The organism is Streptomyces alboflavus, from assembly GCF_000716675.1.
Taxonomy (GTDB): domain Bacteria; phylum Actinomycetota; class Actinomycetes; order Streptomycetales; family Streptomycetaceae; genus Streptomyces; species Streptomyces alboflavus.
Genome location: NZ_JNXT01000024.1, coordinates 1 through 21,218, shown reverse-complemented (window position 1 = coordinate 21,218; position 21,218 = coordinate 1). Strand labels below are relative to the sequence as shown.

Annotated in this window: 17 protein-coding genes and 1 pseudogene; 10 read left to right on the top strand and 8 right to left on the bottom strand. The window is 74.0% G+C overall.

Translation table 11 applies throughout. From position 1 onward, the window contains the following. Positions 1-2: 2 nt before the first annotated feature. The 5 genes from OO63_RS19815 to OO63_RS19795 all read left to right on the top strand — a co-directional run bounded on the left by OO63_RS19815 (position 3) and on the right by OO63_RS19795 (position 4,887). Positions 3-1,259, top strand: coding sequence for an MFS transporter (locus tag OO63_RS19815; protein ID WP_033264284.1), 1,257 nt, complete (start codon positions 3-5; stop codon positions 1,257-1,259). A gap of 33 nt (positions 1,260-1,292) precedes the next feature. Beyond that, positions 1,293-2,291 carry a 2,3,4,5-tetrahydropyridine-2,6-dicarboxylate N-succinyltransferase gene (gene dapD, locus OO63_RS19810; RefSeq protein ID WP_030358835.1) on the top strand — a complete coding sequence of 333 codons (999 nt, stop codon included), beginning with the start codon at positions 1,293-1,295 and terminating at the stop codon, positions 2,289-2,291. A gap of 100 nt (positions 2,292-2,391) precedes the next feature. Beyond that, complete coding sequence (locus OO63_RS19805; protein WP_234311187.1) at positions 2,392-2,991, top strand: hypothetical protein; 600 nt, start codon at positions 2,392-2,394, stop codon at positions 2,989-2,991. A 118-nt stretch (positions 2,992-3,109) separates the two neighbouring features. Next, entirely contained in the window at positions 3,110-3,664 is a 555-nt protein-coding gene (locus OO63_RS19800) for a SigE family RNA polymerase sigma factor (protein ID WP_030358837.1), read from the top strand. Beyond that, complete coding sequence (locus tag OO63_RS19795; RefSeq protein WP_030358838.1) at positions 3,661-4,887, top strand: hypothetical protein; 1,227 nt, start codon at positions 3,661-3,663, stop codon at positions 4,885-4,887. Before OO63_RS19800 ends, OO63_RS19795 begins: the two co-directional genes overlap by 4 nt. Here the strand turns inward: OO63_RS19795 and dapA are convergent. After that, complete coding sequence (dapA, locus tag OO63_RS19790; RefSeq protein ID WP_030358839.1) at positions 4,848-5,816, bottom strand: 4-hydroxy-tetrahydrodipicolinate synthase; 969 nt, start codon at positions 5,814-5,816, stop codon at positions 4,848-4,850. The genes OO63_RS19795 and dapA overlap by 40 nt on opposite strands. Before the next feature lie 234 nt (positions 5,817-6,050). On the opposite strand from dapA, the gene OO63_RS19785 reads away from it, so the two are divergent. The 3 genes from OO63_RS19785 to OO63_RS19775 all read left to right on the top strand — a co-directional run bounded on the left by OO63_RS19785 (position 6,051) and on the right by OO63_RS19775 (position 8,646). Beyond that, the gene (locus OO63_RS19785) at positions 6,051-6,854 is read left to right on the top strand and encodes an SGNH/GDSL hydrolase family protein (protein WP_030358840.1); all 804 of its coding nucleotides are present in this window, start codon (positions 6,051-6,053) and stop codon (positions 6,852-6,854) included. 162 nt (positions 6,855-7,016) lie between these two features. Continuing rightward, the gene (locus OO63_RS19780; protein WP_030358841.1) at positions 7,017-7,715 is read left to right on the top strand and encodes an antibiotic biosynthesis monooxygenase; all 699 of its coding nucleotides are present in this window, start codon (positions 7,017-7,019) and stop codon (positions 7,713-7,715) included. A 106-nt stretch (positions 7,716-7,821) separates the two neighbouring features. Continuing rightward, a complete protein-coding gene (locus OO63_RS19775) occupies positions 7,822-8,646 on the top strand; it encodes an SRPBCC family protein (protein ID WP_234311188.1) in 825 nt (274 codons plus the stop codon). Positions 8,647-8,682: 36 nt separating this feature from the next. On the opposite strand, the gene OO63_RS19770 is transcribed toward OO63_RS19775, so the two are convergent. Next, positions 8,683-10,521: an endonuclease/exonuclease/phosphatase family protein gene (locus OO63_RS19770; protein WP_030358843.1), complete on the bottom strand. Its 1,839-nt coding sequence runs from the start codon at positions 10,519-10,521 to the stop codon at positions 8,683-8,685. Positions 10,522-10,917: 396 nt separating this feature from the next. Between OO63_RS19770 and OO63_RS19765 the strand changes: the two genes are divergently transcribed. After that, on the top strand, positions 10,918-12,402 hold the full coding sequence (locus OO63_RS19765; protein WP_030358844.1) for a hypothetical protein: 1,485 nt from the start codon (positions 10,918-10,920) through the stop codon (positions 12,400-12,402). Positions 12,403-12,715: 313 nt separating this feature from the next. On the opposite strand, the gene OO63_RS19760 is transcribed toward OO63_RS19765, so the two are convergent. The 4 genes and pseudogenes from OO63_RS19760 to OO63_RS41495 form a co-directional block, all read right to left on the bottom strand. Further along, the gene (locus OO63_RS19760) at positions 12,716-13,162 is read right to left on the bottom strand and encodes a hypothetical protein (protein WP_030358845.1); all 447 of its coding nucleotides are present in this window, start codon (positions 13,160-13,162) and stop codon (positions 12,716-12,718) included. Between the two features lie 27 nt (positions 13,163-13,189). After that, positions 13,190-14,347: a S1 family peptidase gene (locus OO63_RS19755; protein WP_234311189.1), complete on the bottom strand. Its 1,158-nt coding sequence runs from the start codon at positions 14,345-14,347 to the stop codon at positions 13,190-13,192. Positions 14,348-14,398: 51 nt separating this feature from the next. Beyond that, on the bottom strand, positions 14,399-14,593 hold the full coding sequence (locus OO63_RS19750; protein WP_051811011.1) for a hypothetical protein: 195 nt from the start codon (positions 14,591-14,593) through the stop codon (positions 14,399-14,401). A 278-nt stretch (positions 14,594-14,871) separates the two neighbouring features. Beyond that, positions 14,872-15,751 (bottom strand): annotated as a pseudogene (locus OO63_RS41495) (SDR family NAD(P)-dependent oxidoreductase). Between the two features lie 132 nt (positions 15,752-15,883). Here OO63_RS41495 and OO63_RS19740 point away from each other — a divergent pair. Beyond that, the gene (locus OO63_RS19740; protein WP_030358848.1) at positions 15,884-17,362 is read left to right on the top strand and encodes an alkaline phosphatase PhoX; all 1,479 of its coding nucleotides are present in this window, start codon (positions 15,884-15,886) and stop codon (positions 17,360-17,362) included. A gap of 27 nt (positions 17,363-17,389) precedes the next feature. Here OO63_RS19740 and OO63_RS19735 read toward each other — a convergent pair whose 3' ends face one another. Together OO63_RS19735 and OO63_RS19730 are read right to left on the bottom strand one after the other, a co-directional pair. After that, on the bottom strand, positions 17,390-19,873 hold the full coding sequence (locus OO63_RS19735) for a protein kinase domain-containing protein (protein ID WP_030358849.1): 2,484 nt from the start codon (positions 19,871-19,873) through the stop codon (positions 17,390-17,392). Further along, the coding region (locus OO63_RS19730) for an outer membrane protein assembly factor BamB family protein (RefSeq protein ID WP_157854017.1) at positions 19,870-21,218 on the bottom strand (1,349 nt) is incomplete at its 5' end. The genes OO63_RS19730 and OO63_RS19735, both read right to left, overlap by 4 nt.

Genomic DNA, 21,218 nt, shown 5'->3' with positions numbered 1-21,218 from the left:
CGATGAGCGGGGGAGGCCTGCGGCGCGGGCTGCGGGACGTGCCGAGGACCGTGTGGCTGCTGGCCGCGGGCCAGTTCTTCAACATGATCGTGGCCTTCACGTTCGTGTACTTCTTCGTGTACCTGACCGACGAACGGGGGCTTTCCGTCGCCCAGGCCGGGGTGATCAGCGGCATCGGCGGCGCGGGGATGGTGGCCGGGAACTTCACCGGCGGCTGGTTCGGCGACCGCTACGGACACCGGCGGGTGCTCCTCGTCGGCTCACTGATCAGCGGGGTGGGCGTGCTGGCGCTGCCGTTGCTCTCCGTGCCGCCGCTGTACGTCGTGCCGGTCGTGAGCCAGTACGCGGCCGGGTGCGTGCGCGCGGCCAACGCCGCCCTCGTCGCCACCGTCGTGCCCGAGGGGGCGCGGCGGCAGGCCTTCGCCGTGATGCGGTTCGCCGCCAACGCGGGGTTCACCGCGGGGCCGCCGCTGGGGGCGCTGCTCATCGCGCAGGCCGGGTACGGGACGCTGTTCGTCGTCGACGGGGCGGGGACGCTGATCTTCGCCGCGTACGCCGCGCGGGTGCTGCCCGCACGGGGCGCGGCCCGCGCGGCCGCGCCCACCGAGGCCCCGGACGCGCCCGGCGTCCTCGCCTGCCTGCGGCAGCGGCCCACCGTCGTCCTGCTGCTCGCCGCGATCCTCGTCACCGACCTCGTCTACCGGCAGCAGTACTCCACGCTGCCCGCCGACCTCGACCACCACGGGCTCGACACCGGCGTGTACGGCTGGCTGCTCGCCATCAACGGCGGCCTCATCCTGCTCCTCGAGCTGCCCGTCACCGTCGCCCTGCGCGGGCGGGCGCCGCTGCGGATCATCGGTGGGGGCGTGCTGCTCGTCGGGGCGGGGTACGCAGCGCTGGCCGCCGGCACCGGGGTGGGGACCGCCGTCGCCATGATGCTGCTGCTCACGGCGGGCGAGGTGCTGTACAAGACGCCCGCCACGGCGTACGTCGCCGACCACGCGCCCGCGCATGTGCAGGGGCGGTTCCAGAGCCTGTACTCGGGGGTCTCCGTGAGCGGGGTCGTGCTGTCGGCGCCGCTCGGCGGGGCGCTGTACACGGTGGCGCCGGGGGCGCTGTGGCCGGTGTGCGCGGGGCTTGCCGGTCTTGCCGGGGTGCTGCTCCTGGTGGCGGGACGGGCGGGACGGGCGGGGCGGCCGGGGGTGTCACGTACCGAGGAGGCGCGCCCGGTCCGTGAGACGGGCACCCGCACCGGTTAGCCTCCGTCGGCTCGGCACGGTTAGGTTTCACTCATGACCGATACGCCTTCTGTTGACACCTCCCGTACGACCGGCGCCGTCGCCGCCGGGCTCGCCACCGTCGCCGCCGACGGCACCGTCCTCGACACCTGGTTCCCCGCCCCCGAGCTGGTCGCCGAGCCCGGCCCCGCCGGGACCGAGCGGCTCGCCGCCGAGCGCGCCGTGGAACTGCTCGGCGAGGGCGCCGCGAAGGCGATCGGGCCCGACGCCCGCCGTGGCGTGGAGGTCGTCGCCGTCCGCACGGTCATCGCGTCCCTGGACGACAAGCCGCTGGACGCGCACGACGTCTACCTGCGCCTGCACCTGCTCAGCCACCGCCTGGTCAAGCCGCACGGCGCGAACCTGGACGGCATGTTCGGCTTCCTCGCCAATGTCGCCTGGACCTCGCTCGGCCCGGTCGCCGTCGACGACCTGGAGAAGGTCCGCCTGAACGCCCGCGCCGAGGGCCTGCACCTGGCGGTGACCTCGGTCGACAAGTTCCCGCGCATGACGGACTACGTCGCCCCCAAGGGCGTCCGCATCGGCGACGCCGACCGGGTGCGGCTCGGCGCGCACCTCGCCGCGGGCACCACCGTGATGCACGAGGGCTTCGTGAACTTCAACGCGGGCACGCTCGGCACCTCCATGGTCGAGGGCCGCATCTCCGCGGGCGTCGTCGTCGGCGACGGCTCCGACATCGGCGGCGGTGCCTCCACGATGGGCACCCTGTCCGGCGGCGGCAACGTCCGCATCGTCATCGGCGAGCGCTGCCTCATCGGCGCCGAGGCCGGCGTGGGCATCGCGCTCGGCGACGAGTGCGTCGTCGAGGCCGGCCTGTACGTCACCGCGGGCACGCGCGTCACGATGCCCGACGGCGAGATCGTCAAGGCCCGTGACCTGTCCGGTGCCTCGAACATCCTCTTCCGCCGCAACTCGGTCACCGGTGCCGTCGAGGCCCGCCCGAACAACGCGGTCTGGGGCGGCCTGAACGACGTGCTGCACAGCCACAACTGAGCACACCCGCACCACCGAAGCGCCCTCCCGGCCCGCCGGGAGGGCGCTTCGCGTGCGTATGCTGCGCGGGCACACCGCACATGAACTCGGGGAGGACTGGATGCGAAAGACAGCGGTCGGGTCGATGGTCACGGGCACGGTGGCCGTCGCGGTGCTCGTCGCCTGCGGGCAGAGCGTCGCGCGGACCGGCGACAACACCCAGGCGCACGCGGCGCCGAAGACAGGGGGCCACACCTACAAGCTCCAGCACTCCGACATCCACTGGAGCGGCTCCAAGACCCCCTTCGAGTCGCAGATCAAGCTCCCGGACGGGCGCCGGGTCGCCATGCACTACCTGGAGAAGAAGGGCCTCTACGTCCAGGACTACAGCCCCAAGGCGCGCGGCTGGTCCAAGCCGAAGAACATCTACCGCACCAAGACCGACGCCTGCCAGGGCATCCACCTCAAGCACCGGGCCGGCACCGTCGCGGCGATCGCCGACTGGGCGACGTACTGCGCCGACGGCGAGCCCCCGCAGGAGTCCCTCGCCGCCGTCGCCACCGGCCGTCTGACGAAGTGGGACCGCCACCTCACCAAGGGCTTCGACGGCTGGGCCAAGGCCGACATCACGAAGAACGGCAAGCAGGTCACGTTCAAGTACCACTCCGACCGGCTGAAGTGGACCAAGGCGAAGGGCTTCCCCAAGAACCCGCTCGACTGACACCCGACCCGCGTTCTTCTTCCGGGCCCGCGCCGCGCCACAGGCATAGCGGTGCGGGTCCGCGCACGTCATCCACAGCAGAGGGGGCAGCAGGGCCGCCGGAGAAGAGAAGGTGACGATGGATGCCGAGAGCCAGGACCGCTTCCGGGAGTTCGTGGAGAGCAGGTCCTCCGCCCTGCTGAGGACCGCCGTGCTGCTGTGCGGCGGCGACCGGCACGCCGCCGAGGACCAGTTGCAGACCGCCCTGGTGAAGGTCGCGGGCCGGTGGAGCAGGGTCGAGGACCCGGAGGCGTACGTCCGGCAGGTGCTCTACCGCCAGCAGGTCAGCTGGTGGCGTCTGAAGTGGCCGCGCCGCGAGGTGGCCGTCGCCGAGCCGCCCGAGCGGGCCGACGACGGCGGGGAGAGCGCCGCCGAGCTGCGCGTCGTGATGCGCGGCGCGCTCGCCCGGCTCACCCCGCGCCAGCGCTCCGTGCTCGTCCTCAGGTACTACGAGGACCTGCCGGAGGCCGACGTCGCCCGGATCCTCGGGTGCTCCGTCGGCACCGTCCGCAGCACCGCGCACCGCTCCCTGGCCCGGCTGCGCTCCCTCGCCCCCGAACTGGCCGCGCTCGGCCCGGCCGCCGCCGAGGCCTCGCCGCCCCGTGACATCTCGCCTGTGGAGGTACGTCCGTGAACGTTGACCAGCTGGTGCGCGAGGCGCTCCAGGAACAGGCCGCCGAACAGGGCGGACCGCGCGGGGACCTGGCGGGCCGGGTGCTCGCCACCAGGCGCCGCCGACGCGCCCGGACGATCACGGGTGCCGCGCTCGGCACGGCCGCCGCCGTCGTCGTGGGCGTGAGTGCCCTCGACTCGGGACGCGAGGACGCGGGCCCGGCGAGCGCGTCCCGCACGGGCGACGTGATCGCGCACTCCGGCCAGTCGGTGCCCCGCGACTTCGTCGCCGCAGGGAAGACCGGCCTGGCCGGATACTCCGTCACCCGTGACGTCCCGCAGCGGAACGGCGACGAACTCCTCGCCCGCTCGTACTTCCTGCTGAACCCCAAGACCATGAAGTACGAGAAGGCCGACACCGAGTGGGCCTGGGTCGCCGTCGCCCCGGGCATGCGCACCGCCGCCGTCCTGGAGGGCGAACTGCCCACGCGCCGGGTCGGGATGCTCGACCTGCGCACGGGCAAGGTGACGCGCTGGATCACGCTGCGCCACGGTGTGGCGGCCGTCGAGTGGTCCCCGGACGGCAAGCGTCTGGTGGCGACCGCGTACCGCAAGAACCCGGACCTGATGGTCTCCGTGCCCGGCAACGGCTCCGTGAACTGGCCGCGGCACCACGGCAGCCGCACCGGCTACGTCCTGATCGAGGCCGCGTCCGGCAAGGTCGGCCCCTTCCGCGACGTGCCCCAGCCCGACCCGGACGAGGACGGCATGTTCCCCGGCGTCTCGCGCCAGGACCTGCACTTCAACCACGACGGCACCCGGCTCTACGTCCAGCAGTACGCGCGCCAGGGCAAGAAGGACTACCGCGACTGGTACACCCTGAGCGGCAGGCCGACCTCCGCGCCCCCCGCCGAGAAGCACGCGGGCCGGGCGCAGGCCGGACTCTCGCCCGACGGCAGACTGCTCGCGGCCGACGGCGACGCCAAGGGCTCGCCGGTCCTCGACCCGATGACCGGCAGGAGGGTCGCGTGGGTGCCGAGCCAGGAGCAGCTCGCCTGGGCCGACAGCAAGCGGATCATCGCGCTCGCCTGCGCCGACCCGGCACGCTGCACCGGCAAGAACAACGACCCCAAGCGGCTCGTCCTCGTCACCGTCGACAGCAAGAAGGCCGTGCCGCTGACCGGCGCCCGCACGGCCCCCCAGGGCTACAAGCGCGTGTGGACGCCGATGCTCACCGCACGCTGAACGGCCCCGGCCGGAAGCGCTCCGCCGAGCGCCTCGTAGGCCGCAAGCAGCCCGTCGACCGCGTTCCGGTCGGCGGGCAGCAGGGGCGCCCGGACCGGGCCCGCGGGCAGCCCGAGCGCGTCGAGCAGCGCCTTCGCCGTGACCGCGCCGGGCAGCCCGGAGGCCATCATCAGCTCGATGAGTTCGCTGAGCTGGCGCTGACCGCGCGCCGCGCCCGCCGTGTCGCCCGCGTCGAAGGCGTCCAGGATCGCCCGCAGCGAGCGCGGCGCGACGTTGGCGACCGTGCTGATGTACCCGGCGCCGCCGAGCGCGTACAGCGGCAGCACGAACTCATCGCAGCCCGTGTAGTACGCGAGGTCCGAGTGCGCCATCACCTTGGCGGAGCCGAGCAGGTCGTACGCGCAGTCCTTGACTCCCACGATCCGCGGATGCTCCGCGAGGCGCAGCATCGTGTCCGGTTCGACGCGGGTGCCGGTGCGGCCCGGGATGTCGTAGACGAGCACCGGCAGGCCCGACACGTCCGCGACCGCGCGGAAGTGCGCCTCGACCGCGTCCTGCGGCGGCTTGCTGTAGTACGGCGTGACCACGAGCAGCCCGTCGGCGCCCGCCTTCTCGGCCTGCAGGGCCAGTTCACCGGTGTGCGCGGTGTCGTTGCTGCCGACGCCCGCGACGACGGCGGCCCGCTCGCCGACGGCCTCCCGGACGGCCCGCAGGAGCGCGCTCTTCTCGGCGTCGGACGTCGTCGGGGACTCACCCGTGGTGCCGGAGAGGACCAGCCCCTCGCAGCCGTCCGCGACGAGCCGGTCGGCGAGGACCTGGGCGCCGTCCAGGTCGAGGGCGCCGGACGCCGTGAAGGGCGTGACCATGGCGCACAGGGCGCGGCCGAAGGGGGCGTCCGGGGACGCGGCGGGTGTGGAGGGAGCGGTCATAGGGGCAGTCTGGGCGGGACCGGTCGTGAAGCTCCACTTAATTCTGCTACGAGGTAATGCGAAGGAGCGCTACGAGGTCTGGGGTGCCCGCACGGGCCAGGGACCGCCGGTGTCCCGCTGGCGTCCACTCCCGGCCGGGGCGCGGGAGTACTGGTGGGACGCGGTGTACAGGAGTGTGACACGTGTCGTCGAGGCGTCGTTGACGGGCCCGGGCGGGCGCAGGACCCTCGGGCCATGACCACGCATCCGTACGAGCGTTACGTCGCCGTCGGAGACAGCCAGACCGAGGGGATCGGCGACGGCGACGAACGGCACGGCTACCGCGGCTGGGCCGACCGGCTCGCGGAGATCCTCGCCGTCGCGAGCCCCGACTTCGCGTACGCCAACCTGGCCGTGCGCGGCCGCCTCGCCGAACAGGTCAGGGACGAGCAACTGGCCCCGGCCCTGGCGCTCAAGCCGGACCTCGCGACCGTCGTCGCGGGCATGGGCGACCTGGTCAGGCCCGGCTACGACGCCGCCCGCACCGCCCGCGCCGTCGAGGAGATGTTCGCCGAACTCACCTCGGCGGGCGCCCGCGTGGTGACCGTGACCTTCCCCGACATCGGCCGCATCGCCCCCCTGGCCCGCCGCGCCCAGCCGCGCGTCATGGAACTCAACGCCCGTATCCGCGCCGCCGCCGACCGGCACGGCGTCGTGGTCCTCGACCTGTTCCCGCAGCGGATCACCGCCGACCCGCGGCTGTGGAGCCGCGACCGCACCCACGCGAGCCCCGTCGGCCACGCCCGCATCGCCGCCGGCGTCGCCGATCTGCTCGGCCTCGCCGGGCACGAGGACTGGGCGCGCCCGCTGCCGCCGCTCGCCCCCGTGTCGGCGCTCGGCGGCGCGGCCCAGGAGGTGCGCTGGCTCGTCGGCGCCGCCGGGCCCTGGGCGCGGCGGCGGGTGCGGCGGATGCGGCCCGGCGGGGGCGGGGGCGGCGCGCACCGGGCGAAGCGGCCCGGACTCGACGCGGTCACCCTGCCCGCACCCGAACGGGCTTGAGCGGTCACCCTGCCCGCACCCGAACGGGCTTGACCTGAACCTAACTTCACGTTGGAGCGTAGGGGTCGTACGCACCGCACGAACACCGCGTACACCATCACCGACCTGCGCGTCCGTGGCCGCACCGACGGCCGCGCACGCCCACCGAACGTGGAGACCGCCATGACCCGCCGCGCCCTCGCCCACCCCGATCCGACCCGCTCCGACATCGGCCTCACCTTCTTCAGCACCTGGAACGTCGGCACCCCCGAGCGGCAGCGCGCGGCCGTGGCCGCCATCGCCCACGCCTGGGAGAGCCGCCCCTGGCCGCACGAGGGCCTGCTCGGCTACCACGTGTACGCGGGGGAGGACGGCGCCACCCTGATGCACCACTCGCAGTGGCGGGACGAGGAGTCCTACCAGGACTTCTTCGCCAACGGCCGGGACGCGCGCAACGACGAGATCGACGCGGCCGTGCCCGGCATCGAACGCGTCGGCCTGATCAAGACCCGGCTGTACCGCAGCGTGACGCCGGGCGCCGGCGGCCCCGCGCCCGAGGCGTTCGTGACCGTGCACGTCGACTTCGAGGGACCCGACGCCGACCGGCAGCGCAGGTGGGTGGACACCGTCCTCGCCGCGCTCGGCACCGGCGCCGTCCCGGGCCTGGCCTCGGCGCACTTCCACCTGAGCACCGACGGCACGCAGATCGTCAACTACGCGGAGTGGGAGACCGCGGCGGATCACCAGCGGGCGCTGGAGGCGCCGGGCGACGGCGTCGGCACGCTGTCGGAGGAGTGGCGCCGGGTGCGGGAGTTCCCGGGGACGCTGGAGCGGGGGCAGGTGCGGCGCTGGCGGCGGGAGTTCGGGGTCGTGCCCGGCTAGTTCGTGCCCGGGGCTTTACCCCGGCGGGCTGCCCGTGGGGTCATGGAGGCGGAGCGGGACCGGGGCCCGGCGGCCCCGGCCGTCCCGCTCGACCGGAGGAGTCGCCATGACCAAGGACAGCCGCAGGGGCAGGCGCCGGGGGAGCGGCAGGGCGGACGGCGGCGGCCCGGGCACCGGCGGCACCGTCGGCAGCGGCGTCCGGGAGTTCGAGATCGTCCGGGAGTTCGAGGTCGGCTCACCGCCGCGGCAGGTGTGGGACGCGTTCACCACGGTCACCGGCACCGGCGGCTGGCTCTGGCCGATGGAGTACGAGCCGCGGGTGGGCGGCGCCGCGCCGCACGGCGCCGTCGTCACGGCCTGGGATCCGCCGCGCCGGCTCACGGTCCGCTCCGAAGGTCCTGCCGCGCTCTTCGCGGAGCGGAGCACCCTCCACATGGAGCACCTGATCGAGCCCTGCGACGGCGGCCGCCGCGCCTGGGTGCGGCACGCGCACAGCGGGATCTTCACCCAGGACTGGGAGAACCAGTACGACGCGGCGAGCAAGCACACCGACTTCTATCTGCACACCCTGCGCGAGTACTTGACGTACTTCGCGGGCCGCCCGGTCACCTACACCCACCTCGACGCCCCCGCCGCCGCCACGGCCGAGGACGCCTTCACCCGGCTCGCGCGCGAACTCGGCCTGCCCACCGACGCCTCGGAGGGCGCCCGCTTCCGGCTGAGCGCCGCCGGCGTGGACCTGGACGCCGTGCTCGACTTCCGCACGCCGTACTTCATCGGTCTGCGCACCGACGACGCGCTCTACCGTTTCTTCGGCCGCAACCACTTCGGCCGTCGCGTCGGTGTCACTGTCCACGACTTCGCGGCGCACGCCGACGCCAAGAGCGCGGAGCCCGCGTGGCGGGACTGGCTGACGCGCCTGTACGGCTGACGCGGGCTCCGGCTCCGGTGGTCGCCTCCGTGACGGCTACGGCCGGAAGCGCACCACCTGCGGGTCGTGGTCGCTGTTCTGCTCCGCGAACTCGGCGTTCACATGCACGCTGTCGTAGCGGAACCGGCCCACGCCCGGGCTCACCAGGATCTGGTCCAGGACCTGCGAGTTGCCCTGGAAGACGTACGAGTAGCGCTCGGCGCGCGGCAGCGTCTTGATCCCGGCGCGCAGCGCGCCGCCCTTCTCCAGGGCCTTGGTCGTGGCGGAGAACTCGAAGTCGTTGATGTCGCCGACCACGAGCACGTCCGCGTCCCGCTGGGTCTCTCTGACCTCCTGGACGAAGGAGTTCACGGCCTCCGCCTGGCGTACCCGCTGCGTCTCGGAGGAGCGCACCGGCGGCTGGTGGTGCGAGGTCAGCGACTCGTCGCCGCCCTTGGACGCGAAGTGGTTGGCGACCACGATCACCGGCTTGCCCCGGAAGGAGAACTCACCGGCGAGCGGCTTGCGGCTGTTGGTCCACGCCGAGTCCGCCGGGGCGATCCGGCCCGGCGAGTGCGTGAGCGCGGCCCGCTTGCCGACGCGGACGACGCCCGTCGGGGTCGTCGCGTCCCCGGCGGCGCGGTCGGTGAACGACACCCGCTCGGGGTTGAACAGGAACACCTGGCGGATGTTGCCGCCCGGCTCGCCGCCGTCCTTGTTGTTCTCGGGGTCGACGGACCGCCACGCGTAGCGCGGGCCGCCCGCCGCGACGATCGCGTCCGTGAACTTCTTCAGGGTCGCCGCGGCGGACACCGTGCCGTCGTTCTTCGCGCCGTTGTCGTCCTGGATCTCCTCCAGGGCGACGATGTCGGGCGTGGCCAGGTTCGTGACCACGCCGGAGGCCAGCGCGTCGAACTTCGACTGCGGGTCGCCCGGGTCGAGGTTCTCGACGTTGTACGTGGCCACGGCCAGCTCGCCCGCGCGCTGCGGCCGGGTCCGCTCCCGCTGCAGGCCCTTGCCCTTGCCCTGCGGCACGACCTTGCCCAGCTCACGGGCGGTCAGCGTGTACCCGCCGAACTGGTTGAAGTCCAGCGGCCCCTCCGTCGCCCCGGTCAGCGTGTCCCCGACGTCCGCCTTCGGGAACGGCTGCTCGGAGACCGGCGCCAGCTGCTGGATCTGGAGCCTGCCGGTGTTCTGCGAGTCGTACGAGCCGTACAGCGCGCCCCCGCGCCGGGTGGCGCTCTCGTGCGGCTTCACGGTCACCCACAGCTCGTTGTACGGGTCGGTCGCGCCGACGACGCGCGCGGAACCGACGGTTACGTTCATGCCCTCCAGGGACTCGTACAGGTCCAGGGCGTACGAACGGGGCTTCAGGGGCAGCCCGTTGACGCTGTTCCCGGCGGCCGGGTCGCCCTTGGGGGCGTACGTGGCGGGCACGGACCTGGCGCCGATCGCCACCGGGGCGGGCAGGGCGTTGCCGGAGGACTCCACGGTCACCGTCGGCTTGGTGATCTGGGTCAGCGACTGGTTGCCGGAGGCGGCGCCGCCGGGCACGTACTCGGTGACGGTGCCGGAGACCAGGACCGCGTCGCCCGGCTTCACCGTCGGCGTCGAGGACGTGTACACGAACACGCCCTCGCTGGTCGCCCGGTCGTCGTCCGGCGCCGTGTCCTGGATCCAGAAGCCCTTCGAACCATAGCCGCGCACGCCCGTGACGATGCCCCGCACATCGCTGACCTGCTGCCCCGCGAGCGGTGAGAGCCGCGTCGTGCCCTGGATGTCGTGCACCCGCACCTGGTCGGCGGACGCGCTGGAGGTGGTGGCGACGAGCAGCCCGGCCGCGAGGGCGGTGGCGACGAGGGTGCTGACGGCAGCGGTTCTCGGTATGTGGGGCATCGGGGACTCCGAGTGAGGGTGAAAGTGATGAACGGGATCAACGGGACGCGTACGGGGGTGCGCGGTGCATCGGCCGGGGGAGTGCCGCTCTACGCGCGTCAATCTCTTGTGCGGGCGGGGGAGTTGTCAAGGTTCTTCGGGTGTGCGTGATCTGTACGACTCCTGACGGCGGGGTGAAGCCAGGCGGAGTCGGGGCGATGCGGGCGAAGCCGGGCGGGGGTGTCGGGCGACGGGCGGGGCGGGTCCGGGGCCGGTGCGTCCGGGGGATGGAGGCGGGTCTGGGGCGGGTGCGTCCGAGGGGCGGGCGGCAAACGGTCAAATCCGTCTAGGCTTCACGCAGCAGACCCCACGCCCGTCAGGGCGGCAGACCCGCACGTCCGTCAGGAGAACCAGCCGATGTCCCAAAGCCCCGCCACCCTGCCGCCGGTGCTGCTGCACTCCGAAGCGGAGCTCGCGCGGGACGCGCTCGCCACGCCTCTGCTCGCCCGCGCCGCACGGCTCGCCCGCTGGGCGGGCCCGGACACGCGGGTGGGCGCCGGCGGCGAGCTCGTCGACGAGCAGCTTCCGGCCGCGGCGGCCGAGCTCGGGCTCACCGGCCCCGAGGGGGCGGACGGGCTGGACGACGGGGACGCGGCGGCGTACGCCAGCGAGGCGTGGCGGGTCGCCGTCGACACCGGCCTGGTCGAGATCCACGAGGCACCCGAGGACGCCGAGGGCGCCGAGGCCGAGGCCGACGGGACCGTCACCGAGGGCGAGGAGCTGGGCCTGCTCACCTCCGGGGCGCCGCAGGACGTCCTCGGCATCTGGCTCGCCGCCCTGGAGACCGTGTTCGCCGACGCGACGGTGCCCGACCTGGACGACCTCGTCGACGCCATCGAGGACGGCGGCGAGATCGACTTCGAGGCGCTCGGCTGGGACCCGCAGGGCGAGGCCGACTTCCTGGAGGGCGTCCTCGGCAACCTGTACCTGCTGACCGTCGGCGAGGGCGCCGCGGACGGTGCGGTGCCGCTGCCCGCGCTCGCCGCGTCGATGATCGTGCCCGACGACATGGGGGAGCCCACCGACGACATCCTGGAGCAGGTGTCGGACGCGATGATGCGGCTCGACGACCAGTTCCGGATGCTGGAGCCGATCGGGCTCGTCGCCTACCAGCCCGTCGACGAGGCCCTGATGGCCGACATCGACAGCGAGGAGCCGATGCCGCCCGTCGACGACGAGGACGTCACGCGGTACGGCATGGTCAGGCTGACGCCGCTCGGGCTCTACGGCATCCGGGCGCGGATGCTGGAGGCCGGGCTCGACGCGCCCGCCGTCGGCGACCTCGCCGACAAGGGCGCCGACACGCTCCTCGACGGCACCGCCGCCTTCCCGCAGGGTGCCGCGCAGGCCGAGATCGAGCAGTGGCTCGCCCGGCGGGAATCGCTCGGCGCCGCACGGGAGTTGCTGTCCGCCGCGCGCGGCGGCGACGAGGGGGCGCCGCTGCGGCGGCTGCGGTGCCAGCAGGCGCTGTCCCTCGTCGGGGACGAGGCCGAGCCCGCGCTGCGGGAGGTCCTCGACGACGCCGAGCTCGGTGGGCTCGCCCGGGTGTGGCTCGCCGAGCACGGCGCCGCCGATGTGCCTGCGCCGTCCGAGGGCATGGTCTTCTGGCTCACCATCGACACGATCGCCGCGCAGCTCGCCGCCGAGGGCAACTCCGAGGAGCTCCAGGCCCTCGTGGAGGGGCTCGCCGCGCAGCACAGCGGGTTCTTCGCCGCGGCGTGGCGTGTGGAGCACCCCGCCACCGCGGACGTCCTGGAGGCGATGGGGCGCCTCCACCCCGACAAGAAGGTCGCGAAGGAGGCCCGCAAGGCGGCCTTCAAGGCCCGCTCCCAGCAGGCCTAGGGCCTTGGGCGGAGGTCCCGTGCGGGTGGGACGGGCCGCCGCCGATCGCGCTGCGCGCTCGTCCTCAAACGCCGGACGGGCTCTCTCCCACCCACCCGCCCAACCTTCCTCGGCGTCCACCAAAAGCCCGGCACCCTCAGGCCCGCCCGGGCGAAGTCTCCAGCCCGTCCGGCGTTTGAGGACGAGGCCGGAGGCCGATCGGCGGAGGTGCGGCGCACCCGCCGGTGACACCGGCCCGGAGAGCCCGTCCGGCGTTTGAGGACGAGCCGGGCCGGAGGCCGCGAGGGGCGGTTCCCCGGCCCGGCCCGAGGGCTCAGCACTCGTAGTGCGTCGTGTGCTTGAACGACGATGTGGCGCCGTCGAAGCCATAGGTGCCGCGGTACGCGGGCGGGTTCTGGTACTCGCCGACGATGGTGATCGTCGTGGCGCAGGACCCCTGGCCGGCCCGCTTGGCGTCCAGGCGGATGGTGTCACCGACGAAGCCACCGGTGATGTCCCAGGGGGCACCGCAGATGCCGGAGGTGATCTGGCCGCCGGTCACGACGTGCGGGTAGGTGTTGGGGTTGTACTTCACCTCGATGCCGAACGTGACCTGGCCGTTGTGGAGCGTGAGCTTGCAGTCGGTGGAGACGGCCTCCGCCGAGACGTCGAACTGCGTGGCGAACGCCTCGTCACGCGTCTTGACCTCGGCCCCCTGCGGGTTGTGGAAACGGTGCTCCGCGCGGGCCTGGCCCTTCTGCTTGCGTGCCTGTGTGGTCATGGAACCCTCCCTCCGGGACGTCGTGCGTCAGGCCAGCTGCTCGGCGATCTCGACGCGCAGCAGCGCGCGGACGTTCTCGATGTGGTTGATGACGGTGACGGTCGAGGAGCCCGCGAAGAGCAGGCCGAGCGCCACATTGTCGAGCGAGGTCACCAGGGAGCCGGAGTCGCCGCCCGCGGAGATGTTCGTGGTGAGGATCTGGTCCTTGAAGCGCGCGGTGCCCGCCGTGCCGTAGTTGACGTCGATGGTGGCGTCCACGGAGACGATCCGGCCGAAGCTGATGTTCGTGGTGCGGCCGGACTTCTTGACGAGGTCGCCGACGGCGACGTTGGCCTTGCGCCGCCAGGCACGCGGCGCCCCGCTGAAGTACTGCTCGCGGGTCGCGTCCTGGAAGTCCACAGTGCCGAGCGCCGCGTCCACGACGTTGTTGTGCCGCTCCAGCGGAATCTGCGGGGCGAACTGGATCGTGATGAAGCGGTCCAGGGTCGCGATCCGGTCGGCCGGGTCCTGGCCGCCGTCGAACACGCCGGGCTGCACGATCGAGCTGCCGAGCTGGGCCCGGTTGGAGTCGGCGAGGACGTGGTTGTTGGACAGGATGTAGAACTTCGCGGGCACGCCGAGTCCGGCGCCGGGCGGGTCGACGGACGCGCCGGGCAGGAAGTCGTACACCACGCTGCCCAGGGTGCCCGCGGTCACGCGGACGTTGCCGACCGAGAAGCCGGAGGGGCTCGGCCGCATCCGGCGCTTGAGGAGCTGCGGCTCGAACGCGCCGAGGCCGCCGAGCTCTTCGAGCCGGGGCTGGGACAGACCGGCGAGCTGCTCGCTGACGGTGCCGTCGGCGTCGTACGACACCGAGGAGCGGTCCTCGCCGCGCGCGGACCTGCGCTGCTGGCGCTGCGCGGCCACATGGCCGACGGCCAGGATGTCGGTGGGGGTGCCGTCGCCCATCTGACGCGGAATCACATCCCGTTCGGGGAGCAGTGATTCGGGCACCTTCTGGGTGACGAACACGAGCACGGCGGGCTCGCCGGTGGGCCTGCCGTCGCTCCACTTCACGCCGTGCCCGAAGCCGACCACGTTCGCGAGCGGCTGTTCGCGGCGCATGAAGTCGGCCATCGCCTGCTGACGGGAGCTGTCGCTGAGGGTGCCGCCGGTGGGTCCTCGCATCAATTCGGGCTGGCTCACGCCAGACCACCTCTTCCCCTTGTGGTGAAGTCCCGGGTTCCGGTGGACGTCTCAGGCGTCGCCCTGTGCGCCGACGTCGCCGATGGCCAGCACGCGCACGGGCACGCCGTCGAGTACGTCCGGAACCACGTCCTCGTCCCGGAGCCGGTCACGGGGCACCCGGTGCGTGACGAAGACGACGATCACGTCCGCGCCCGAGTGTTCGTCCCTGCCGGTGCCTACTCCGGTGACGTTGGCCAGCCTCATCAGCCGGCCCTCATGGAGGCCGCGGGCCTGGTGTGCGTCCACTCCGGCTCGCCTCCCCGCGTGGGTGATGCGGTTCCGCAGGTGTACCTGCGGGATGCGGTACCTGGGTGTCTATTGCCGTGGCCACCGGCGGTCAAGGCGTTCTGCGCGAAATCTTGCCTTTGCGGACGGTCCGCGCCTGTTGACCTTGTTTACGAAGACTCTTCCGGGAATACGAAGTCCCTTCCGACCAGTAACGCGCACGCAACATACGCCGCTTCACGTAGGCCGCGGCGGGCTCAGGTGCGCAGGTGGGACGCGCCGTTGAGATCGAGGACGGCGCCGGAGGCCCTTCCCCAAGCTCTCGACTACGCTCGAGCAGGGGAGACCCCACTGCCATCGGCGACGCCAGCCACACCACCGCCGCCGCGATCTCCTCGGCCGTGCCCGCCCGCCCGAACGGGCTCTGCGCGCGGATCGCCTCGCCCTCCGCCCCGCTCAGCCGGTGTGCGACCCTCCCCCATGCTCTTAATGAGCAGGGGGGACCCCCATCGTCCCGAAGAACCCCGGCGCCACGGACGCCACGGCGATCCCGTGCGGCGCGAGTGCCACCGCGAGCGACTGGCCGAGCGCGTGCACGGCCGCCTTCGTCGCCCCGTACGCCGGGTGGTCCGGCTCGCCCCGGAAGGCGCCGCGCGAGCCGATGTTGACGATGCGGCCGCCGGTGCCCTGGCCGATCATGCGGTGCGCCGCGAGATGGCTGAGGTTCGCGGTGGCCAGCAGGTTGACGGACATGTGCCGCTGCCACAGCGCGGACCAGTCCTCGTAGGAGGTGGTGGCGGGCGGGTGCGGCAGGTTCACGGCCGCGTTGTTCACCAGTACGTCGACGCCGCCGCCGAGCGCCTCGGCCGCGCGGTCCGCGACGTCCTTGGCCCTGGCCGGGTCCGACAGGTCGCCGCCCACCAGGGCGTGCCCGAACCCCGGCAGCGAGTCGAGCGTGGCCCGCGCCTCCTGTTCGCGCGAGCCGAAGTGCACCGCGACCCGGTCCCCGTTGTCCGCGAACGCCCGGGCCAGGGCGCGGCCGAGGCCCCGGGACGCGCCGCTGACCAGGACGCGGCGGCCGGTGGCGGGAAAGGGAGCGTGCCCGCTCGCGTCGGTGGCCGTGTGCGCGTCGCTCATGGGAACCTCCTGGCGGAATGTGAGCATCCGGAAAACGACCGCCGAAGTCGGCCTTCGTTCAACCGCCGTTTATACGTGAGCGGGAATCTGTCGCCGACAGCAGGCCCGGTCGACGCGCCCTCAGGAGAAATCATGCCGTCGCTCACTCGCAGGGACTTCGCCAGACGATCAGCGGTCACCGGGGCGGGCGTCGCCCTGGCAGGCAGCGTCGGCGCGCTCGCCACCGCGCCCGGCGCGCTCGCCGCGGAGGACCCGGAGGTGGCCGGGGCCGACGGCCTCGACGACGCCGACGGACACGGCCACGGTCACGGCGCGCCGGGCTACGGCCCGCTCCTGCCGGACCCCAAGGGCCTGCTCGCCCTCCCCGCCGGATTCTCGTACCGCGTCATCACGCACAGCGGCAAGACGAAACTGGACACCGGCGAGTTCACGCCGTCGAACCACGACGGCACCGCAGCCTTCGAGGGCCCGCGCGGCGTGACGCTGCTCGTCAACAACCACGAGCTGGGCGGCCCCCGCACCCGCGTGCAGCACCCGGTGCCGCTCACCGAAGGACTCGTCTACGACCCGGCGGCGGCCGGTGGCTGCACGGTCGTCGAGGTCCGGCGCGGCGGCGACGTCGCCGAGTGGGTCGGCGTCGCGGGCACCGCCACCAACTGCGCGGGCGGCTCCACGCCGTGGGGCACCTGGCTCACCTGCGAGGAGACCGAGGACAAGGCCGGCCAGAACGGCATGACCAAGGACCACGGCTACGTCTTCGAGGTCGACCCCTACGACCGGCGCGCCAACCGGAACCCCAAGCCCCTCAAGGCCCTCGGCCGCTACGCCCACGAAGCGGTCGTCGTCGACCCCAAGCGCGGCCACCTCTACCTCACCGAGGACGCCGCGGGCCCCAACGGCCTGCTGTACCGCTGGAGTCCGCCGCACGGGTTCCGGCACGGCCGCGGCAGGCTGCGCACCCTCGCCGACGACGCCGGTGTCCTCAAGGCCGTCAAGTGCTACGACTCCGGCGGCCGCTTCGTCGACGACCTCGCGCGCGCCACGAAGATCGGCACCGTGTACGGCGTGGACTGGGTGGAGGTCGAGGACCGCGACGCGCGCACCGTGCCGGTCCGCAAGCAGTTCGGCGCCGGTGACGTCACCCGCGCCCGCAAGCTCGAAGGCATGTGGTGGGGCGACGGCGGCGCGTACATCGTCTCCTCGTACGCCCGTGCCGAGAGCCCCGGACAGCACGACGGGCAGGTGTGGTTCTACCACCCCGGCCGCCGCACCCTCACCCTGAAGGTGCTCATCGGGGCGCACGCGGAAAGCTCGGTCCCCGGTAAGGACGGCGCGTACGACGGCCCCGACAACATCACCGTCTCGCCCTACGGCGGCCTCGTCATCGCCGAGGACGGCGACGGCATCCAGCACCTGTTCGGCGCGACGGAGCGCGGGCGCACGTACCCCATCGCCCGCAACGAACTGAACGCGGGCACCCCCGAGAAGCCGTCCTACAGCGAGTTCACGGGTGTCACCTTCTCGCCCGACGGGCGGACGCTGTACGCCAACATCCAGACGCCCGGCATCATGCTGGCGATCAAGGGGCCGTGGCGCCGCCAGCGCCCCTGACCCCCTGTCTCCCTGTGGCCGTCGTGCTCACCGCGCGGCCGCGTTGACGGCCCGCGCGGATGTCCCGCCCACGATCGCGTACCACCCGTCGGCGTCGGCGGTGAGCGCGGTGGCCGTGCCGTCCAGACGCCACCGCGCCCGCCGCCTGCCGTCGCGCAGGCCGAGGGCGCGGACCTCGCGGCCCGCCGTGACGTAGACGGTGTCGCCGCCGATCGCGGGCGGGCGCTGCCCGGTCGCCCCGAACGACGCCGTCCACAGCGGCTTGCGGCCGTCGCGCACGTCGACGGCCGCGAGGGTGTTGGTGTCCGTCCAGTGCACCAGGACGCCGCCGGCGGTCACCGGGCCGCGCGCGCCGCCCGCCCGGCGCGGCCAGCTCGCGTCCAGGCCCGCCGAGGCGTGGCTCCACAACCGCCCGCCGCCTCGGGGGTCGAAGCCTTCGATCCTGCCGCCGCCGAGCACCAGGCCGACCCCGGCGGCCTGCCCCACGGCGGTCGTGCCCCGCCCCGCCGCCAGGTCCAGGTGTCGCCGCGCCGGCCGCTCGCCGTCCCCCACGTCGACGAGGTGCAGCTCGGACTCCTCCGTGAGCAGCGCGAACCGCGCGCCGACGGACCCCTTCTGAGGGAGCGTCACAGGGGCGGCCACCGCCCGTTCGTCGCCGGTGAGGTGCCGGTGCGTCCAGCGCAGCTCGCCCGTGCGCGCGTCCACGCAGGACGCCCCCTCCGTCAGGTCCGCGGGCTCCGGCGCAAGCAGCAGCGACGACCCGGAGACGGCGGGTGGCAGCCAGGCGGGCACGTCCTCGCGGACGCTCGGCGCGGTGCCGCCGGGCAGGGTGCGCAGCCGCAGCTCCGGGTCGTTCGACGAGCCGGTCACGTGCAGCGTCACCAGGCGCCCGGCCGCGACCGCGAACCACCGGGTGGTCCCCGGCGACGGCCACGCGTTCTTCACCGGCCACGGCTTTCCCGTCCGTACGTCGACGACCTCCGCGAGGACGTCCGGCGCGATCAGGAGCCCGTCGGTCACGCCCCACAGCGCGGGCCCGGACTGCGTCCCGCCGTCCCGCCGCCACCGCTCGGAGCCGTCGGCGGCCCGCACGGCGTGGACGGCGCCGCCGCCCAGCGTGGTGCCGCGCTTCGGCCCGCGCACCAGCACGGTGTCGCCTGCGAGCAGCAGCGCGTCCAGGCTGCCGCCGACCGCGTCGTCGAGGGTCAGCGTCCACCGCGTGGCGCCGGGGGCGCGCTTGCCCTCGCGCAGGCTCAGCGCGCTCTGCTCCGCCGGGTCCCGCGGCCGGGAGCCGGGCGGCGCGGTGCTGATGGCCCAGCCCATCAGCGCGGCGAGGCCGCCGCCCGCGACGGTGAGGGCGGAGCGGCGGGCGAGGGCGCGGCGGCGGAGGGCGCGGTCGGGGGCGGGGCGGTTCTCGGCGGTGGGGGGTGGTGCGGGGTCCGGTGAGGGTTCTGGGGCGCGGTCCGGTGCGGGCTTCGGCGCGGGTTCTGGTGTGGTGTCGGGTGCCGGGGGCGGGGCGGTGGTGGCGACGCGGGTGGGCGGTCCCGCATCCGCCGTCGGACGGGTGGCCGATTCCGCCGCCGGGCGGGTGGCCGTTTCCTCGGAGGCGACGTCACCCTCGGGGCCCTCCGGCGCCACCGCGTCGGCGACGAGGGACCGCAAGGGCTCGTCCCGCCACCACAGCGGGCCGTCGTGCCGGGCGGTCCGGCGCAGGACCTCCCCGACCGCGGGCCGCCCGGACGGATCGCGCCGAAGGCAGGACGCGACAAGTGCGCGCAGCCCGGCCGCCTCCGGGACGCCGGTGAGGTCGGGGTCCTCGTGGGCCGCGCGGTACAGGAGGACGGCGACCGGGCCCGCGCCGAACGGACCCGCGCCGGTCGCGGCGAAGGTGAGGACCGCGCCGAGGGCGAACACGTCGGTGGCCGGTCCCGTCGGACCGCCGAGGATCTGCTCGGGCGCCATGTAGCCGGGCGTGCCGAGCATCGACCCGGTCGCGGTCAGCGGCCCGTCCTTCGCGGGCTCGCCGGTGGCCCGTGCGATGCCGAAGTCGATGACGCGGGGGCCGTCCGCGGTGACCAGGACGTTGGACGGCTTCAGGTCGCGGTGCACGATGCCCGCGGCGTGGATGCAGGCCAGGGCCTCGGCGAGGGCGGCGGCGAGCGCCCGGACGGCCTCGCCGGTCAGCGGGCCGCCGGCGGCGACGGCCTGGCGCAGGGTGACCCCCGGCAGGTAGGCGGTGGCGAGCCACGGCTGGTCAGCGTCCGGATCGGCGTCCACCACGGCGGCGGTGTGGGCGCCGGTGACGGCCCGCGCGGCGGTCGCCTCCCTCCGGAAGCGCTCCCGGAACTTCGCGTCGGCGGCGAGGTGTTCGTGGACCGTCTTCACGGCGAGCAGCCGCCCGCCGGGGCTCCGGGCCAGATAGACCTGCCCCATGCCACCCGCGCCGAGCCGGGACAACAGCCGGTGCCCGCCCAGGGTTCTGGGGTCCTCGGAGAGGAGCGGCGAGGTCATGCCCGCTCCGGCGGTGCGATCGCCGCGACCGTCCCGTCCGCGTACACATGGATCACGTCAGCCGCGGCGGCGGCCGCCTTCACCGTCGTCAGGCCCTCGGACCGGGCGGCCCAGACCGTGCGGCCGGTGCGGACGTCGAGGGCGTGCACGCCCCAGCCGGGCTCGCCGGTCGTGCCGGGCTCGGGCCCCACGACGTACGCGTGCCCGCCCGCCGTCAGCAACGAGCCGTCGGAGGCGGTCAGTTCCTCGACGTCCGTACGGGTCCACCGGGGCTTGCCGCCGGACTCGGCCGCGTACCCGCTGACGCCCTCGGACGTGGCGGCGAGCAGCATGCCGCGCGTCGGCACCGGTGTGACGGCCGTCGGCGAGTCGAGGCGGCGGGTCCAGCGGACGCGGCCCGTGGCGAGGTCGACGGCCCGGATCGCGGTGCGGTTCGCGTAGCACGCGATGCCCTTCGCGCCGGGGTGGGCGCGCGGGTACCGGGCCCCGCCCCGCACCGTCCGCTCCACCTTCCCGTCCGCCGCCCGCAGGACCACCAGCGGGTCCCGCCGCGCGTAGTCGCCCGTGCCCGCCATGCCGGGGTTCGCGGACGCGGCCACGGCGATGCGGCCACCCGCCTCGTCGACGCCGATCACCCCCGCGGCGGCGCCCTCGTGGAACCACAGGGCCTCACGCGTCCGCGCGTCGAACCCGTACGCACGCCAGCGCCGCCCCCAGGAGCTGCGCCGCGCCCACATGGTGTCGTACGGGGCGTACGTCAGGAAGCACAGCACGTCCCCCGCCAGCACGAACGTCCCCTGGTTGCCCTCAAGGGCGCTGTTGTCGGCGTTGAAGCCGGGCAGGCCCGCGGCGCGGCGCTCGGGGTTGAGGCGGGGGAACGGGGACGTCCACACCTTGCGGCCGGTGGTGGCGGTCAGCGCGTGCATCTCGGGTTCGAAGAGGTCGTCGCGGAGGACGTAGACCGTGTCGCGGTAGCGGTCCACGCTCTGCAACCGCTCCACCGAGTACACCCAGCGCTCGGTGTTGGACCGGGCTTCCAGGCAGGTGAGGGAGCCGGGGGCGAGTAAGTAGAGGTCGTCGCCCCGGCGCACCAGGCCGTCGGGCCGCAGCTCGCCGACGTCCCGGCTCCACAGCACCCGCCCCTTCGCCGTCGCGTTCGGCGTCCGCTTCCGCGACCCCGCCCCCTTGCCGTCCGTGCCTCCGCTGCCGTCCCGGAGCGCGACGGCCACACCGGTGCCGCCCGCCACGGCGGCGAGGGCGCCGCCGCCCCAGAGGAGGAGCCTGCGGCGGGAGGGGCGTCGGTCGGCGGGGAGGGGGCCGGTGGGGGGAGGGGTGCTGGTGGGGC

Excerpts from the sequence above, each read along its gene's own strand:
- OO63_RS19780 (WP_030358841.1), top strand. The coding sequence starts at position 7,017 with ATGACCCGCCGCGCCCTCGCCCACCCCGATCCGACCCGCTCCGACATC.
- OO63_RS19740 (WP_030358848.1), top strand. The coding sequence starts at position 15,884 with ATGCCGTCGCTCACTCGCAGGGACTTCGCCAGACGATCAGCGGTCACC.
- OO63_RS19815 (WP_033264284.1), top strand. The coding sequence starts at position 3 with ATGAGCGGGGGAGGCCTGCGGCGCGGGCTGCGGGACGTGCCGAGGACC.
- OO63_RS19785 (WP_030358840.1), top strand. The coding sequence starts at position 6,051 with ATGACCACGCATCCGTACGAGCGTTACGTCGCCGTCGGAGACAGCCAG.
- OO63_RS19765 (WP_030358844.1), top strand. The coding sequence starts at position 10,918 with ATGTCCCAAAGCCCCGCCACCCTGCCGCCGGTGCTGCTGCACTCCGAA.
- dapA (WP_030358839.1), bottom strand. The coding sequence starts at position 5,816 with ATGACCGCTCCCTCCACACCCGCCGCGTCCCCGGACGCCCCCTTCGGC.
- OO63_RS19735 (WP_030358849.1), bottom strand. The coding sequence starts at position 19,873 with ATGACCTCGCCGCTCCTCTCCGAGGACCCCAGAACCCTGGGCGGGCAC.
- OO63_RS19750 (WP_051811011.1), bottom strand. The coding sequence starts at position 14,593 with ATGAGGCTGGCCAACGTCACCGGAGTAGGCACCGGCAGGGACGAACAC.
- OO63_RS19800 (WP_030358837.1), top strand. The coding sequence starts at position 3,110 with ATGGATGCCGAGAGCCAGGACCGCTTCCGGGAGTTCGTGGAGAGCAGG.
- OO63_RS19775 (WP_234311188.1), top strand. The coding sequence starts at position 7,822 with ATGACCAAGGACAGCCGCAGGGGCAGGCGCCGGGGGAGCGGCAGGGCG.
- dapD (WP_030358835.1), top strand. The coding sequence starts at position 1,293 with ATGACCGATACGCCTTCTGTTGACACCTCCCGTACGACCGGCGCCGTC.
- OO63_RS19770 (WP_030358843.1), bottom strand. The coding sequence starts at position 10,521 with ATGCCCCACATACCGAGAACCGCTGCCGTCAGCACCCTCGTCGCCACC.
- OO63_RS19760 (WP_030358845.1), bottom strand. The coding sequence starts at position 13,162 with ATGACCACACAGGCACGCAAGCAGAAGGGCCAGGCCCGCGCGGAGCAC.
- OO63_RS19805 (WP_234311187.1), top strand. The coding sequence starts at position 2,392 with ATGCGAAAGACAGCGGTCGGGTCGATGGTCACGGGCACGGTGGCCGTC.